This window comes from uncultured Porphyromonas sp. (assembly GCF_947254915.1).
In the GTDB taxonomy this organism is placed as follows: domain Bacteria; phylum Bacteroidota; class Bacteroidia; order Bacteroidales; family Porphyromonadaceae; genus Porphyromonas.
The window spans coordinates 1-16,311 of record NZ_CAMYEZ010000034.1; the positions used below are offsets into that span (position 1 = coordinate 1).

At 52.9% G+C, this 16,311-nt stretch carries 14 protein-coding genes; 7 read left to right on the forward strand and 7 right to left on the reverse strand.

Annotated elements, in window-relative coordinates; all coding sequences use genetic code 11:
- From Q0X57_RS03475 to Q0X57_RS03500, 6 genes are all read right to left on the reverse strand, one after another.
- Positions 1-363: WbqC family protein (locus tag Q0X57_RS03475; protein WP_297727677.1), on the reverse strand; the 363-nt coding region annotated here is incomplete at its 3' end.
- On the reverse strand, positions 357-842 hold the full coding sequence (locus Q0X57_RS03480) for a S26 family signal peptidase (RefSeq protein WP_297727680.1): 486 nt from the start codon (positions 840-842) through the stop codon (positions 357-359). The genes Q0X57_RS03480 and Q0X57_RS03475, both read right to left, overlap by 7 nt.
- Complete coding sequence (lepB, locus tag Q0X57_RS03485) at positions 826-2,238, reverse strand: signal peptidase I (protein ID WP_297727712.1); 1,413 nt, start codon at positions 2,236-2,238, stop codon at positions 826-828. The genes Q0X57_RS03480 and lepB overlap by 17 nt, the downstream gene beginning before the upstream one ends.
- 33 nt (positions 2,239-2,271) lie before the next feature.
- Positions 2,272-2,997 carry a 4-hydroxy-tetrahydrodipicolinate reductase gene (gene dapB, locus Q0X57_RS03490; protein ID WP_297727683.1) on the reverse strand — a complete coding sequence of 242 codons (726 nt, stop codon included), beginning with the start codon at positions 2,995-2,997 and terminating at the stop codon, positions 2,272-2,274.
- A gap of 54 nt (positions 2,998-3,051) precedes the next feature.
- Positions 3,052-3,678, reverse strand: coding sequence for an OmpH family outer membrane protein (locus Q0X57_RS03495; RefSeq protein WP_297727686.1), 627 nt, complete (start codon positions 3,676-3,678; stop codon positions 3,052-3,054).
- A gap of 39 nt (positions 3,679-3,717) precedes the next feature.
- The gene (locus Q0X57_RS03500; RefSeq protein WP_297727689.1) at positions 3,718-3,933 is read right to left on the reverse strand and encodes a hypothetical protein; all 216 of its coding nucleotides are present in this window, start codon (positions 3,931-3,933) and stop codon (positions 3,718-3,720) included.
- Between the two features lie 162 nt (positions 3,934-4,095).
- On the opposite strand from Q0X57_RS03500, the gene Q0X57_RS03505 reads away from it, so the two are divergent.
- The 7 genes from Q0X57_RS03505 (at position 4,096) to Q0X57_RS03535 (ending at position 14,252) form a co-directional block, all read left to right on the forward strand.
- Complete coding sequence (locus tag Q0X57_RS03505; protein ID WP_297727691.1) at positions 4,096-5,559, forward strand: aminoacyl-histidine dipeptidase; 1,464 nt, start codon at positions 4,096-4,098, stop codon at positions 5,557-5,559.
- Between the two features lie 631 nt (positions 5,560-6,190).
- Positions 6,191-9,070 (forward strand): T9SS type A sorting domain-containing protein, encoded by a 2,880-nt coding sequence (locus Q0X57_RS03510; RefSeq protein WP_297727694.1) that lies wholly within the window; start codon positions 6,191-6,193, stop codon positions 9,068-9,070.
- A 111-nt stretch (positions 9,071-9,181) separates the two neighbouring features.
- The gene (locus Q0X57_RS03515) at positions 9,182-10,501 is read left to right on the forward strand and encodes a hypothetical protein (protein WP_297727697.1); all 1,320 of its coding nucleotides are present in this window, start codon (positions 9,182-9,184) and stop codon (positions 10,499-10,501) included.
- 99 nt (positions 10,502-10,600) lie between these two features.
- Entirely contained in the window at positions 10,601-12,223 is a 1,623-nt protein-coding gene (locus Q0X57_RS03520) for a hydrocarbon degradation protein (protein ID WP_297727699.1), read from the forward strand.
- A 22-nt stretch (positions 12,224-12,245) separates the two neighbouring features.
- Complete coding sequence (locus tag Q0X57_RS03525; RefSeq protein ID WP_297727701.1) at positions 12,246-12,959, forward strand: hypothetical protein; 714 nt, start codon at positions 12,246-12,248, stop codon at positions 12,957-12,959.
- An 87-nt stretch (positions 12,960-13,046) separates the two neighbouring features.
- On the forward strand, positions 13,047-13,499 hold the full coding sequence (locus tag Q0X57_RS03530; RefSeq protein WP_007366198.1) for a DUF4494 domain-containing protein: 453 nt from the start codon (positions 13,047-13,049) through the stop codon (positions 13,497-13,499).
- Between the two features lie 87 nt (positions 13,500-13,586).
- On the forward strand, positions 13,587-14,252 hold the full coding sequence (locus tag Q0X57_RS03535; RefSeq protein ID WP_297727706.1) for a YggS family pyridoxal phosphate-dependent enzyme: 666 nt from the start codon (positions 13,587-13,589) through the stop codon (positions 14,250-14,252).
- A gap of 166 nt (positions 14,253-14,418) precedes the next feature.
- Here Q0X57_RS03535 and Q0X57_RS03540 read toward each other — a convergent pair.
- Positions 14,419-16,311, reverse strand: a 1,893-nt coding sequence (locus tag Q0X57_RS03540) for a phosphate acyltransferase (protein WP_297727709.1), incomplete at its 5' end; no start/stop codon positions are given.

Below are 16,311 nucleotides of genomic sequence, written 5' to 3' on the forward strand. Positions count from 1 at the left end.
CCGTTGGTTGTGCTGATAGAGCGATGTGGATCGGCGCTCTTTGTCCAGGTAGAGTGGCGCTAGGTCGGGAGCGTAGTACTCGTAGTAAGGTGATGCACCGTAGCAGGTCTCTATGGTGTACCAGTGCTTGTGTCGCCAGTTGTCATGCTCAGCGATCTGCACCGACTGTACAGGGCACTGCTGTGAGGAGCCTGCGAGAACGGGGATAGAGAGCTTCATCACCCCCTCGGCACCAACGATGGCGCAGCGATTGCGGTAGGTTTGCTTCTGATAATACTCGTGTGCCTCTATACGCGTGGAGCTGTCCAGTAGATAGCTCATATAGGCGACTGAGGGAGCGTATGCCGTGGGTAGCACTACCATATGACTGTTGCTGAGATCTCTGAGCGGTGGACAGGCCCGAGGTGGCGAGAGTCTATCGTCTCAGCCGTGAGCGGGAGCTTGGCTAAGAGCCAATATTCATCGGCAGCCAAGACCACTTCGTAAGAGCTTTGCTGTAAAGGCTGGGGGAGTGGCATGGTAAAGGTTTGCCGACCACGCTTGCCTAGAACTAGGAGTTTGCCCTCGGTAAAGCGTAAGGTGTCGCTCGGCTCGCCCACGACTCGTAATATTAGCTCGCTTCCCGCTAAGCTATCGGCGGTTAGCTTGAGGAGTACGTCATCACCTCGCTGTGGCTGTGCGATGCGACTCATCAGGTGGTAGCTAGTGCCACTAGTTGTGGTCTGGCGATAGACAAAGAAGAAGAGCCGTCCGACGATGATGAGTACTACTATGATCGTCGGAAGTCCCCAGCGTAGCCAGGTGGCTCGTCTCCTTGTTGCTATGTCAGAGTGGCTGACCATGTATCGTGTGCATCATACGTCTCCAGCGTATCTTGCCTCCCCAGCGACCTAGATCCTTGTCTAGCGCGAGCCAGAGGAAAGCGGGGCGCCCTACGATATGATCTTCAGGAACGAAGCCCCAGTAGCGACTATCGGCCGAGTTGTGGCGGTTGTCACCCATCATATAGTAGTAGTCCATTCCAAAGGTGTAGTGCGTGGCGGGCTGTCCGTCAATGAGGATGGTGCCGTCAGGACGCTGCTCGAGAGCGTGTCCCTCGTAGTTGTGTATACACCTACTGTAGAGCGCTAGGGCTTGGGGCGTTAGTTCGATGGTGAGTCCCTTGCGTGGTATCTGTAGCGGACCGTAGTTGTCGCGGGTCCAGCCGAAGTCATAGCCTACGGGGTAGAGATTGGTATTGGGGTCTTGCGACACAACGATCTTAGCGACACGGCTATCACTAGCCAATTGCTGGCGCATCTCCTCCGTAAGAGGTAGTAGGTAGAGAGCTTGTACATCGCTCATAGAGACCCCTGTCAAGCCCATCGCCTCTAGGTCGCCAGCAGAGAGCTGTGAGGGGGAGACGACATGCTGATCGTCGAGGCTAATGCCTAGATGCTTGAGCTCCTCGGCGGAGAAGTAGCCTCCACGGGTGCAGACCCAGTAGTTAAGCTGCATATACTCGGGACGCGCCTGTTGCTTGCCATTGATATAGATGTCGTTGTTGCGTATCTCGATGAGGTCGCCTGGTAGTCCCACACAGCGCTTCACATAGTGGTCACGACGATCCACGGGGCGGTAGACGATCTTGCCAAAGACCTCCGGCTGAGCCTCCAGCGCAGCCCGTCCGCCATACATCTCCTTGAGGTAGTAGTAGTCGGGATTGGTCACCTTGGTCGTGACGGTATCGCCTGTGGGGAAGTTGAAGACGACAAGATCGCCACGCTCTACCTTTCTGATGCCTTTGAGTCGCTTGTAGGAGAGCTGTGGTTTGCTGAGGTAAGACTCACGGCCGAGGAAGCGGTTTTGCGTTAGTGGCACCTGTAGCGGAGTCATCGGCATACGGGGCCCGTAGGTCACTTTGTCCACAAAGAGGTAGTCACCGACGAGGAGCGTCTTCTCCAGTGAAGAGGTGGGGATGGCGAAGTTCTGAATGAAGAAGATGCTGAGCAGATGCACCCCGATGACCGCCCAGAGGAGGTCTGCCAGCAGAGAGACGAAGCCTCTCAGCGTCTTGTTCTTGATATTACGATACCAAGACCAATTGATGAACTTGGTAAAGTAGTAGTCCAGGATAAAGGGGAGAAAGATCAACCAAAAGGGACCCGCCCAGAGGAGACAGAAGAGGAGGTAGAGGATAGGTATGACGATGGCTACAATCTTCTGAAAGATGGACTTGTCTTGCCAATGAAGCTTGATTTTCATAGTGTGAAGAGTGTGTGTGGGGTAGGACTATTTGTGTAGGATGAGGTCACGCATAGACCAGACGCCTACAGGGTGCTGCTGGAGATACTCAGCCGCGAGGGTGGCTCCTAGAGCGAAGCCCCGACGGCTATAAGCCTCATGGCGGAGCGTTATCTCGTCAATGTCGGAGTGATAGATGACGGTGTGGATGCCAGGCACCTCGCCTTCACGAATTGCCTCGATGCCGAGAGAGCCGTCGTGCGTCTCAAGTCCCAGATGCCAGTCGTGTAGCGAGGGGGTCTGCTGGATGAGCCCCTCGGCCAGTGTGATCGCCGTACCACTCGGCGCATCAAGCTTGTGGATGTGATGCGTCTCCTGAATGCGTGGCGTGTACTCGGGGTAGGGAGCCATGAGCCGGGCAAGCTGCTCGTTGAGGATCATCATGAGGTTCATTCCGAGGCTAAAGTTGGACGCAGCAAAGAGTCCACCACGTCCAGAGCTTTGCACCTCAGCCTTGAGCTTCTCAAGCTGTTCATTCCAGCCCGTACTGCCAGTGACCACGGGGAGTCCCGCTTTTAGGGCAGCTTGGCAAAGCTGATAGCCACTCTCAGGGGTGGAAAACTCAATGGCGACGTCGGCCTCTCGCAGAGAACCGTCCTCCAGTAGGGCTGCGTCAGCCTTATCTATGCGAGCGACCACCTGATGTCCGCGCTGGGTGGCGACCTCTTCGATCATATGCCCCATGCGCCCGTATCCGAGTATAGCGATTTTCATAGTAGGTAAGTATTTAGCGAGAGTGCGTGGCTTACGACACTCGAGATGTGTGGATTACTTCTTAGGCTTCTTGGTGTCATTGGCCTTAGCCTTGTGGGCAGCGTTGAGGAAGTCGAGGACTTCTTTGGTGATGTCAAAGCCTTCGCCAGCGTACATCACGCCTTCAAGTCCTGTGGAGGTGAGGATCAGGTCATACTTCTTGTCGGCGTTGAAAGCTTTGAGCTGAGCGACCACCTCATCGTGAAGGGCTTTCTGAGCATCAGCCTGAGCTTTCATCGCCTCCTCGGCGTAGCGTTGCTCCAGCTGAGCGCCCTCCTGCTGCATGGCGGTGATGCGCTTCTCCTCGGCATCGACCTGAGCCTGATTGGTGAAGAGACCTTTCTGAGCCTTCTCCATATAGCTGGCATAGGCCTGCTGAGCCTTCTGCGCCTTGTTGGCAAGAGCCTGCTGGTTGCGCTTGAGTTGAGCCTCGATCTGCTTGTTTGCCTGAGTGTAGTACTCGTAGTTCTTGTAGAGCGAGTCAAGAGATACGACGCCTATCTTGAGTTGGTGCGAAGGATCGGCGGTCGCAACTGTCAGACTGTCCGAAGTCGTGGGTTGACCATTCTGTTTTTGATTGCAGCTACCGAGTAGGAGAGACGCAATGAGTAGGGGGAGTAGGAGGATAAACTTCTTGTTCATATAGATGTTGTGTTGATTTGACTAAAGGTGTGGAGAGAACTACTGCGGATCATCGGCTATGCGGTCGGCTAGGTCCTGTCTCGTAGCTAGCTCCGCCATCTGCTTGTTGGCACATCCTATGCCTCTCTTCTTAAGAGCTTTGCTGTCCTCAATGTGCGAGCTCTGAGGGCTCTTGTCGCCCTTGACGACTAGTCGCAAGGCGAGCAGAAGTACGGCGAGTCCGACGAGGAGAACGGATATGATGATGAGTTTCATAGTTTTTCTTAGTATATTTGCAGGGGAGAGTAGCACCGTGCTACAGCTCTCAGATAGACAAAGGTATACCTTTTGTCGGACTTACGCACGCATTTGAGGTGACAAACTGATATCGTGCGGTTGTTAACGCACTTATATTCTAACTTTTCAAAGCAATAAACGATGCAAATAACAGATCTAACTCACATGCCCATCTGGCAGCACTTCTACGAAATCACCAAGATACCTCGTCCCTCCAAGCACGAGGAGCAGATATTGGCCTTCCTCAAGAAGTTTGCCGAGGAGCATAACCTAGACTATGCGCAGGACAAGACGGGCAATATAGTCATCCGCAAGGGTGCTACACCTGGTATGGAGGACCGCGAGACCATCATCCTCCAGGGTCACGTAGATATGGTCTGCGAGAAGAATAGTGACGTAGAGCATGACTTCTACAAGGATCCTATCAAGACGCATATTACCGACGGATGGATTCACGCTGAGGGTACGACTCTCGGCGCCGACAATGGTATCGGAGTCGCAGCAGGACTCGCTGTCCTGACTGACCCCACCGTAGAGCATGGACCTGTTGAGTGCCTCTTTACAGTAGATGAGGAGACAGGTCTGACCGGTGCTATGGGTATTGAGCCAGGCTTCGTCCAGGGACGCATCCTCATCAACCTCGACAGTGAGGACGAGGGCGAGATGTTCATCGGCTGCGCTGGCGGTATGGGTACGATGGCCTTCTTTGACTATACGACAGAGGCTACGCCCGCTGGGCAGATAGCTCTCGAGGTTAAGGTAAGCGGTCTCAAGGGAGGACACAGCGGTGGCGACATCCATGTCGGTCTAGGCAATGCTAACAAGCTCCTTGTGCGCTACCTATATAAGGTACTCAAGGAGGTTCCCGAGATGCGCTTAGCTATGATTGATGGTGGTAATCTACACAACGCTATCGCTCGTGAGGCTAAGGCTATCATCACGATCCCTGCCAATCGCAAGGAGAATCTCGCTATCTGGGCAAACGAGATGGACGCTGAGTTCCGCAATGAGCTCAAGAAAGTTGATCCTAATGTCAACCTCCGTGTGGAGACAACCACGACTCCTAAGGAAGTGATCGATGCCAAGACGGCTAACACACTCATCCGCACGCTCTACGCTTGTCCTCACGGTGTAATGGGCATGAGCCACTCGCTAGAGGGGCTCGTAGAGACCTCGACCAATCTAGCTAGTGTCAAGATGCGGGAGGGCAATGTGATCAGCATCGAGACCAGTCAGCGTAGCTCTACTGAGTCGCTCAAGGAAGATGTGGGCAACATGCTCCTCGCTCTCTTTGAGCTAGCTGGTGCACGCACAGAGGTTCGTGACGGCTATCCTGGCTGGGCTCCTAACCCCGACTCTGAGATCCTAAAGGTCGCTGAGAGCACCTATCGTGAGCTCTTTGGCAAGGAGCCAAAGGTCAAGGCTATCCACGCAGGTCTTGAGTGCGGACTCTTCCTGGCGAAGTATCCTTACCTTGATATGGTCTCCTTCGGCCCGACGATGCGTGACGTACACTCACCCGCAGAGCGTATGGAGGTTCAGACGGTGGAGATGTTTTGGCGTCACCTCGTAGCAATCCTCAAGAACGCTCCTAAGCGCAAGTAATCATAGCTAAGACTGCGGACCCACCAGTCCGCAGTCCAACCAACGAGAAGGCTCAGTCGCAGCGATGCGGTTGAGCCTTCTAAATTAATATGAGTTTAATCGCCAATATGGAGCACCATATGAGACTGTAGCAAAGGTCAACAGTCTCATCTTGATGAAGAAAAGTCAAAGGCGGAGGAAATCAAACAATTCCTCGGTGGGGATTTTGGATTATCCAGCGAGAAACAGACAAATTCTTCGGAACTTCAAAATCATTCTTCCGAACTTTTATTTCATTCTTCCGAAGTTTCATTTCTCCCCTCGGTGGAGAATTTTCGTTTCCTCCCTGGAGATGCCTGATTTCCCCGGGAGAGATGGACCATCCCTGTTTTGAATCAAAGGTCTATTGCTCCGTTTCAAAACATTTCATACCTTTGCTGGGAATGTGAAGTCAGACCAACTGTGAACGCAATGAACTCAGATCATACGATGATACCCGTGACTGAAGATGTAAATGAGCTCGCCCCATCACCTGCGGAGGCGTACTCACGAGAGTTCACTGTGGCTACTTCTTACGTAGATGCACCAGCTATATACCTATCAGAGAAATCTATTCACTACTAAAGCAACCATACATTATAAACGAAGACTAATGAATCATCTAATGAACAGACTGATCCTACGGATCCTCATACCGCTCTGCCTCCTTGCGGTAGCCAGTAGCGGTAGCGCACAGCAATCCTTCGGGGGCTCCCCACAGCTACTCGGAGAGGGCACGCTACGCACCGCCACTGCGGGCGTATCACTGGCCCCAGACTTCAACCCTCAGGACCTCATCCGCAAGGAGATGTGGCAGGGAGATAAGTTGCAGTTCAAGCCTTACAACGTCGGCAAGGTCGTACCCTGCTCCATTGACTTCGCCACAGCTGCTGAGCTCATCGGCTCCGTAGCAGGCACTGACATCTATCGACTAGAGATAGAGATGGAGCAGACACCTGTAGGACTTAATCTATACTACTCAGACTTCTTCATCCCCCAGGGTGGTCGACTCTACATATACACGCCTGGTGGCGACCAGCTCCTCGGAGCCTACACCCACGAGACGCACCCTCGGCATGGCGCCTTTGCCTCCGAGCCTCTGAGCGGTAGCAAGCTCATCCTAGACTATGAGACTCCTCATGGCTCGGCTATGCCATCTATCCAGATCAGTGGCGTGGGCTACCTCTACCGCTCAGCATTGCAAGCTAGAGTGGGGCATAACATAGAGCAAGAGGATGCCTCTGACCCAGGTCTAGTAACCTTTTGCCAGCTCAATATCAACTGCCCAGAGGGCAAAGAGTGGCAGGAGCAGAAGAGTAGCTCTGTCATCTATATGCCAGTCTTCGCAAATGGTGGTATAAGCTGGTGCTCGGGGAACCTTATTAATAATGTCAAGGGAGACTTCAAGCCCTATATCCTGACAGCAGCACACTGCTCGGGCGAGGATGGAACAGGAAAACCTGAAGAGGGCGAATTCAAGGGAGGCTTTGGCATTGATCAGAGCAAGATGGATCAGTGGGTCTTTGGCTTTCACTATGAGAAGCCTCGCTGCAACAATAGCGATTACGGCTTTCAGACGACCAAGACACTTACTGGTGCTGAGATTCGGACCTATACGTCACCTTACGGTTACTCCGACGGTATGCTCCTAGAGCTCAAGAATGAGATACCTCTCGACTACCGTGTCTACTACTCGGGCTGGGATGCTACTGAGAAGACTTGGAGCTCTGGAGCGGGCATCCATCACCCAGCAGGTGATGCGACCAAGCTTTGTCTATATAATAAAGGGATGATAATATCTCAGTGGGATGTCCCAGCTGATCCCTATGATCCCGATTCCAAACCTGATCGGGGCGGTGAAAATGATCACTATAGTCTCCACTTTCATACAGGAAATACTGAGGGAGGCTCATCGGGCTCTCCACTCTATAATGAGCATAAAGAGCAGATAGCTACCCTAACGGGAGGTCTCTCATCTGTCTGCGCTCAAGACGGGTTCTATGGTCGTCTCAGCTCACACTTCAACAAGTACAAGGACAAGGGAGATCTATACCATATGGATATGTACCTTGACCCAGAGAATACGGGAACTCTCAAGGTGGCTGGTACCTGGCGTCAGGGATATAAGCCATTTGCCCCTATACGTGAGTTACGTGGCAAGCTAGACCTACAGGATCACCTCAAGGTAGAACTTGAGTGGGATGCTGTGCCTGCACACGCACAGGGCTATCCCATCAGCTATCAGATATACCGCAACGGCACACCACTCAAAGAGGTGTCAGAAGCTAAGTATACAGATATGCTCACATATGGTCTGACTGCTCAAGGCTCTGTCAGCTACGCTGTAGAGGCTGTCTATAATGTTGAGGGCAAGAAGATGGCTACACCTGCTGCGCATCGCACCATATACACAGGTAAGCTTGTCAAGGAGGTTGAAGCTAAGGTGCAAGTGGCTACGAGTGGAACCACAATCTCTTGGTCAGCTCCACTCAATGCGCAGACTATCTCTAAGATTGCGGATCGGGCTACGATGAAAGCTGTTGGCGTCACACCTCGTGTGTGGCCTAAGCTGACTCAGTACCCTATCGATCTCCACCTTTTTGATAGATTCCGCCTAGGGCGCTCACCTTTTGACACTCCCCTCTACGTACATCAAGTGAATGTATTAGTAGATCCCAGCACCAAGAGTAGTATGCAGTCTATCTATCTACGACAGAAGGTAAAAGGGAAGAGAGACTACGTCCAATACTTCCCTCAGCCAAAAGGAGATAAACCACAATGGGTGTCTATTCGGCTTAGAATTCCATACAAGCTGAACGTTGAGGAAAACCTAGAGGTGGGCTTTAAGGTAAAAGGAAATAAGCTATTTAAGATATACCTTGACTCCAACTCAAAGGATGAATACACGCCCTTAGATGGTGCGTTATCTACGTTTATATCAGATGGCGAGGTTATAGCACACCCTAAATACACGCACTTTTCCGATCTCGGATATATGGCACTTGAGCTAGTCGTCTCTGATAATCCCAAGTCCAGCGGAGATGCCATCCGTGAGACCTTCACACGTGGACCACTGCCCGTTCCTTTCCCCGAGGTCAAGGGCTACGTGATCTATCGCAATGATGAGAAGGTCGGAGAGACTGATTCGTCCACTCGCACTTACCAAGACGCAGCTGGCAAGGCGGGAGACAAGTATCGTATTGAAGTACTGTACAATGCTCCTGCGAAACTCGCTATAGATAAGGACCTAAGGGGTGCTCAGCAACCTTATCTCTATCCTTCGGTCATACGAGATATGGCAACCCTCACTGAGGCGGACGAGGCACGCTTACTCCAGATCTTTGACCTTTCGGGGCAATGCCTACGGACAGTGAGCGGTGATGCACTACACAGTTCCATTGATCTAACTGATCTACCCGAGGGCTCATACGTGGCACTCATACGTACTGCGCAAGAGACCTTTACACAGAGAGTAATGATTAAACGAAACTAGCTCTAAGCTCTCTAAGCAAGCAAAGGAGACTGAGGCGGAAGCCGCTCGACAAGAGGCTTCCCCTCAGTACCCAGCTTAAACAGATTACAAAACCCTAAACCAACAAATACCATGATGAGGCTAACAAGATCTATATCTCTACTCGTGATCGTCGCCCTCTCATCATTTATATGGAGTGCGGCACAGGTGGACTGGGATGACGATGTGTACTACGTTCCCTCCAGCACACCACAGCAGGATAATCGCTCTAGCAAGCCGTGGGGTGACGAAAAGAATCAGTCTGATGACCAAGACGAGCTTGATGCTTACAACCATCGTGGCAAGGAATACACTGGAGAGCGCGGACGAAGCTACTCCTCTTCGCAGACGCAGAAAGGTGTAGGCAAGTATAGCCGTCGCATCATGCGCTTTCACAATCCTGCCACTGTATACATATACGACTCTGACAATGTAGATGTATACTATAAGGAGGATGGTACCTACGGTATCTACAACTACCCAGACCGCTACGACTACGTAGCTGACCGCTACAACCCCGTCGGCATCTCTATCAATCTGTGGAGCCCTGGCTGGTATCCCTCTTGGGACTACTACTATGACTATATGTGGGCTTCACCTTGGTATCCATGGTACACAAACCGCTACTCCTACCCTTACAGCTGGGGTGGCTACAACTATTGGGGTCCTTCCATTTGGTATACCAATCCCTGGTCGTGGGGCGGTAGCTACTGGTACGGATACTATCCACACTATGGAGGCTACGGCTACGGTGCTGGCTATAACAATGGATACTGGGACGGATACTATGCAGGCTCCTACGGTATCTACGATCCATACTACGGAAACTATGTCAAGCCCTCAACCTACTACTCCAACGGTCGCCTAGGTAGTAGCTACTATGACAAGGGCTATAGTAGCAACCCTCGCGCCTCACGAGGCAGCCAAGGCACACTATCGGGCAATGCTCGTAGAGGTTCGCTAGATGCCTCTACTTATAATCGCAGTGAGGTCACCGACCGAGGCAACTTCTGGAAGGAAGACCGCAATCGTATATATGACAATTCGCAGAGACGTAGTGCTCGTGGATCGTATGACCAGTTAGGCTCTGCTCGCTCTCGCCGTGGCTCTTACTTTGAGGATAGTAGCTCGGTAAGACAAGATCGTCCACTCTCCTCGCCATCTCGTAGCTACGACACAGGCTCCGCACGCTCTCGCCGTGGTAGCTACGACAACTCCTCCAATAGCCGTTGGCAGAGTAGCTCTACATCCTCTAGCTCATCTCGCAGCTACGACACAGGCTCCGCACGCTCTCGCCGTGGTAGCTACGACAGCCCCAGCTCTAGATCAACCTCTAGCAGTAGTTTTGGATCGTCCTCCTCTAGTAGCAGCTCTAGTAGCTCTTCTAGTGGCAGTGCTAGAGGACGCCGATAGTAGACAGTTCTTAGTATGAGACTTGTATCATTAGCCACCACACATAGGCTCTGACTAATGGTCAAGTCTCATTCGTTTATACACCTAGACACACAGACTATGCTTCGACACTATTTCATTCCCCTCATAAGCTCAGCTCTCCTACTCATCACAGGGAGCTACCTACCCGCACAGACTCACGACAATGCGCTACGCTTTAGCACCGAGACCCTTGACGGGACGGCTCGCTACCAAGCTATGGGTGGAGCCTTCGGAGCTGTAGGTGCTGACTACGGTAGCTTGCGACAAAATCCCGCTGGTCTAGGGCTCTTCCGCAGTAATGAGATACAGGGTACCGTCTCCTTCGGACAGAACATGGACCAAGCCACTTGGTATAAGGAGCAGTACAAGAAGGGGCGCACCGCCTTCGGGGGCAATATGTCTGTCGTGCTAGCCACACCGCTCAGAGGGTCTGGGATTTCTTTCAACTTTGCGTTAGGCTTCCACCAGCGTCAGAGCTTCGCTCGCTCCTTTGACGTAAGCAACCATCATATCACGGACTTCTCCCTAGCAGACTATGCGGCCCTTATCACCCCTAAAGACATTCCCACTGATGACTTCTTCGGCAAAAACGCTTATGGTAACCTCCCTGCGCCTTGGCTCGCCATACTAGGACATAGAGCTGGCTGGACAAATCGAAACAGAGAGGGCTTCTACGAGAGTGCCTTCTACTATAGCGACAAAGATGGTTTCTTAGGACCGAGCAATTCGCAGCTACGGGTCAACGAGCGCGGAGGTATCCAGGACTTTGACTTCACTGGTGGACTCAACTACAACGACCGCCTATACTTCGGCTTAGGGGTTAAGATTAGTGCGCTAGACTATCGTATGAACTCTTACTACCGTGAGGACTTCATAGACAAGGATTACCTAGAGCTTGCCAACGAGCTCCGCACCTCAGGCTCGGGCGCATCTGTTAGCTTCGGCTTGATTGCTCGTGTCTCAGACCATTTGCGCCTAGGTGCTGCCATCCAGACACCGACATGGTACACCCTGCAAGACGACTACGTAGCAGAAGCTGAGTCTCGCTACTCCCGTGCGCTAGACAAAGAGGGCAAGCCTCTACCCGAGAAGGAATGGACTGTCAAGGATGAGACACCTAGCGATGCCGCTTGGCGGTACCAGCTACAGACCCCAACAAAGATTGTCCTCAGTGGAGCCTTCGTCGGACGGCTAGGTATGCTGAGCCTAGACTATGAGCTGGCCAACTACTCGGGCATTCAACTCAAGGACACCTACGGTCCCTTTGTCGATGACAATAAGCTAATGAAGGAGTACTTCACTCCGATGCAGAGCACGCTACGCCTCGGAGGTGAGCTGAGAGTCTCTCCTCAGTTCAGTCTCCGTGCGGGTGGCTACTGGAGACAAGCGCCTATGAAGGCGAGCTTTGACTCCAATCCCAACCAAAGTGCTACCATCCATGTCAACGAGGCTGGCACCGTGCCACACTACGAGATTATAGGTATGGGCTATGGCGTCACGGGTGGACTAGGCTGGCGTTTCTCCCCATCCTCTTATATAGATCTAGCGGTCGTCTATCAGGGACAAAAGTCTCATATGTACCCCTTCCCGACACTCTACTATCAGGAAAAGGGCAAGGATATGCAGCTCACGACTCCTCAGGCTATCCAGCTACAGAAGCAGCGCATCTACGGGGTAGCCACCTTCGGCTTTAAGTTCTAAGTCTCTTCATCGCTTTACACTTATGTCTTTATCTTCCAAAGCTTGGGATCGCTTCCTCAACATCCTCTTACGCTCAGACATGGCTCGCGTCAACCGTGTCGAGTGGCTCACCGATGTGCTCTACCCCTTTCTCTCTATCACTGAGCTAGAGCAGCTCGCCACGGAGCCTCCGCACCGCTTTCTCTCGGTCAAAGTCCTCAACCACATAGCCAACCAAGAGATACGTCGCCACACCGAACTCCTAGCTATAGGCTCGGCAGGTAGTAGTCTCACAGGTTGCGTGGGCACCTGGGTCGGCATACCGACGGAGCTAGCGCAGTACAGTGTCAACATACTCCTCTTGATACAGAAGCTCTCTTACCTCTACGGCTGGGACGACTTCTTCACCTACGGAGCCGTGACAACAGAGACGCGAGCACGCTTTACCTTCCTCATGGGTAGCATGCTCGGCATACGAGAGGCCGACGAGCTCCTGCGCAGTGCCTGCACACTATACCAGGGGCAAGTCTCCATCACACCGATGCGCTATCTAGGCAAAGAGTCCCCCATTGACAAAGTCATAGCCGAGATATCAAAGCGTCTCCTCATCCTATCCGCCAAGGGTGGCATCACCGCCTGGATCGGTCGCAAGACTCCGCTCATCGGAGTCACCCTCGGAGCCACCTCCTCATACCTCCTCGTCAAGCCCTCGCTCGTACGTCTCAAGGTGCTCCTGCGAGACCTTATGCAGGAGTAACCTTTGACTGATCGGCTCTTTCGTGCATCTCAATAAATCCGTACCTTTGCCCCACATCAATTCACTTTTTAGACGAATAGCAACTATATGGCCAATTGGTTTGAATGCAAAGTGACCTACGAAAAGATGGTCGACAACGGAACGCCTAAGCGCACCTCCGAGGGGTACCTCGTACAGGGTGACACCTATACCGAGATTGAGGCACGACTCACCGAGGAGCTCTCCTCCTTTACCTCTCTAGGCGAACTAATCATCAATACGATCAAGCGGATCAAGCTCGCTGAGCTCTTCCTCTCTGATCACCCCGAAGACGATCGCTTCTATCGTTGCAAGGTCAACTTCATCTCGCTTGACGAGACGAGAGGTGTTGAGAAGCGCACCGCTGCTGCTATGATCGTGCAGAGCGATAGCCTGCCCAACGCCCTCAAGCGCCTCGAGAAGGAGATGTCCACGACTCTCTCTCCCTACGAGATAGCCGCCATCACCGAGACCATCATCATGGACGCTTGGCCGATAGACTTCTCCAAGCCCAACGAATAATCTATCCCTATTGAGAGACTGTTACCCAGACAGACTGGTAGCAGTCTCTCTTTTGTATTGTACACACCCTCTTTTTCCACACACATCATGATCGCAGAGCGTCTAGCAGAGATACGGAGTCAGATACCAGCGCAGGTGCAGCTGGTCGCAGTCTCCAAGTTTCACCCCGTAGAGTCCGTCCGAGAGGCTTACGAAGCTGGTCAGCGACTCTTTGGCGAAAACCGAGCTCAGGAACTTGCCGAAAAAGCCCCCCAGCTTCCCGAAGACATTCAGTGGCACTTCATCGGCACCCTCCAGCGTAACAAGGTCAAGTATATCGTCCCCTACGTATCCCTCATTGAGAGCGTTGACTCCGAGTCACTCCTCCAGGAGATCATCAAGCAGGCGAACCGCTTCGACCGCCAGCTGCGCATCCTCCTGCAGTACAAGATAGCACAGGAGGAGAGCAAGAGCGGGCTAGACCACGCAGAGCTTCTAGCACTCGTGGATCACTACCTAGCGACACCCGAGTGGCGGGAGCGCATTACCATCTGTGGCTTGATGGGCATGGCGACACTGACGGCAGACAAAGAGCAAGTACGCCACGAGTTTGACACGCTCCGTGCCCTACAGACAGAGCTACGAGAGCGCTACCCCGACATCTCGTGGGACGAGCTCTCCATGGGCATGAGCAGTGACTGGCCCCTAGCCGTAGAGGCGGGCTCCACCATCGTACGCATCGGCACCGCCATCTTTGGCGAGCGACAATACTAGCACAGCCCTCACTCATAGAGCCTTGACATAGGTTAGCCGAGGAGACTTAATCGCTAATTAAATGCGGTTAAGTGTCCTCTTTTTTGTACCCTCCCCCAATGAAACTGAAGAGGGAGACCCACCAGTCTGGTGAATCTCCCTCTTTGTCGTACTATGGTGAGACAGACTAGACGAAGCAGGAGTTGGAGTCTAGCGATGCCATCGCAGTTATATTGACGATGTCCTTGACATCTGCATCGTGATCAGCGAAGTAGATCGGCTTAGCCAGTCCGATTTGGATAGGACCGATCACATCCTCCGCTATGTCTAGGTGCTTGAGGAGCTGGTAGCACGCATTCGCAGCTGAGAGACGGGGGAAGATGAGCACATTGGCGGGCTCTCCCTTGATGCGATTGTTAGGGAACTCCTCATCGCGTCGCTGATAGTTGAGCGCCGTCTGTAGTTGCATCTCACCGTCCACCACGATGTGCGGGTGGTTTCTGTGTAGTATCTCGACCGCCTTACGAGCCTCCACGGAGGACTCGGCATCGGTGCTACCAAAGTCTGAGAAGCTAACCATCGCAATGACCGGCTTGATGCCAAAGCAACGCACCTTTTCGGCAGCCAGTAGTGCAATGTCTACCAGCGTCTCAGCCTTGAGGTTTTGATTGATCAGCGTATCAGCCAGGAAGAGAGGACCACTCTTCATCATCACAAGGTGCATCGTGGCAAAGTGCTGATGCCCAGGTGCTATACCGACCGTATCGCGGGCCACATTGGAGAGGTAGGCATAGTTTGAGTAAATACCTGTGATCAAGCTATCGGCATCACCGCACTGTACCATCATCATACCGAAGTAATTCGGACCAAACATCTTGTCCTTAGCTTCGCTCAGGACACCACCCTTGCGCCAGTTTTGCTCTGTATAGCGCTGGGCATACTCCTCGCGCTTAGCCTTCCACTGCTCGTCATGCTGATTGATCACCTCGATAGTGGAGAGGTCTATGTCATGCTCCTTGGCAATCTGCTTGATCACCTCAGGGTCACCCAGCACGATCGGATGGGCAATCCCTAGATGAGACACCTCAGCAGCAGCCCGCAGTACGAGAGGATTCTCGCCCGCAGCGTAGACCATACGCTTCGGAGACATCTGTGCTGCCTCGTGGATACGGCGTAGCAAGTGACTCATACCTCCTGTGCGCATCAGGAGCGACTGCTCGTAAGCCTCCCAGTCGGTGATCTCACGGCGCGCTACTCCGGTGCGAATTGCGGCTTGAGCCACAGCCATCGAGACCCTCGTGATGAGGCGTGGATCTACAGGCTTGGGGATAAAGTAGTCGGGACCGAAGTGGAGTGGCATATGCCCATAGGCGCTAGAGACCTCATCGGGGACTGGCTCCTGCGCTAGACCTGCAATAGCCATTGTAGCGGCCATCTTCATCTCCTCATTGATTGCCGTGGCACGTACATCAAGTGCTCCTCGGAAGATGTAGGGGAAGCCAATCACATTATTGATCTGGTTCGGATAGTCCGACCGCCCCGTAGCCATAAGCACATCAGGGCGAGCCGCTTTTGCGTCCTCATACCTGATCTCGGGCTCTGGATTGGCAAGAGCGAAGACGATTGGATTCGGAGCCATCTTTTGCACCATCTCAGGAGTCAGCACGCCAGGCTGTGAGAGTCCGAGGAAAAGGTCAGCCCCCTGGATCGCATCGGCCAGCGTGTAGATGCCCTCACGACTGGTCGCAAAGAAAGCTTTGCGCTCATCTAGGTTGGGGCGATCGGTGCGAATGACCCCTTTGGAGTCAATCATAACGATGTTCTCCCGCTTAGCTCCTAGAGCGATGTAGAGCTTGGTACAGGACTGCGCCGATGCGCCAGCCCCACTGACTACGATCTGCACCTCCTCAATCTTTTTGCCCGCTATCTTGAGGGCATTGAGCATACCCGCTGCGGAGATGATGGCCGTACCGTGCTGGTCGTCGTGCATGACGGGTATGTCAAGCGTAGCCTTCAGCTCCTCCTCGATCTCAAAGCACTCGGGCGCCTTGATGTCCTCGAGGTTGATACCGCCGAAGGT

Excerpts from the sequence above, each read along its gene's own strand:
- Q0X57_RS03480 (WP_297727680.1), bottom strand. The coding sequence starts at position 842 with ATGGTCAGCCACTCTGACATAGCAACAAGGAGACGAGCCACCTGGCTA.
- Q0X57_RS03520 (WP_297727699.1), top strand. The coding sequence starts at position 10,601 with ATGCTTCGACACTATTTCATTCCCCTCATAAGCTCAGCTCTCCTACTC.
- Q0X57_RS03525 (WP_297727701.1), top strand. The coding sequence starts at position 12,246 with ATGTCTTTATCTTCCAAAGCTTGGGATCGCTTCCTCAACATCCTCTTA.
- Q0X57_RS03515 (WP_297727697.1), top strand. The coding sequence starts at position 9,182 with ATGATGAGGCTAACAAGATCTATATCTCTACTCGTGATCGTCGCCCTC.
- Q0X57_RS03535 (WP_297727706.1), top strand. The coding sequence starts at position 13,587 with ATGATCGCAGAGCGTCTAGCAGAGATACGGAGTCAGATACCAGCGCAG.
- Q0X57_RS03505 (WP_297727691.1), top strand. The coding sequence starts at position 4,096 with ATGCAAATAACAGATCTAACTCACATGCCCATCTGGCAGCACTTCTAC.
- dapB (WP_297727683.1), bottom strand. The coding sequence starts at position 2,997 with ATGAAAATCGCTATACTCGGATACGGGCGCATGGGGCATATGATCGAA.
- Q0X57_RS03510 (WP_297727694.1), top strand. The coding sequence starts at position 6,191 with ATGAATCATCTAATGAACAGACTGATCCTACGGATCCTCATACCGCTC.
- Q0X57_RS03530 (WP_007366198.1), top strand. The coding sequence starts at position 13,047 with ATGGCCAATTGGTTTGAATGCAAAGTGACCTACGAAAAGATGGTCGAC.
- Q0X57_RS03500 (WP_297727689.1), bottom strand. The coding sequence starts at position 3,933 with ATGAAACTCATCATCATATCCGTTCTCCTCGTCGGACTCGCCGTACTT.
- Q0X57_RS03495 (WP_297727686.1), bottom strand. The coding sequence starts at position 3,678 with ATGAACAAGAAGTTTATCCTCCTACTCCCCCTACTCATTGCGTCTCTC.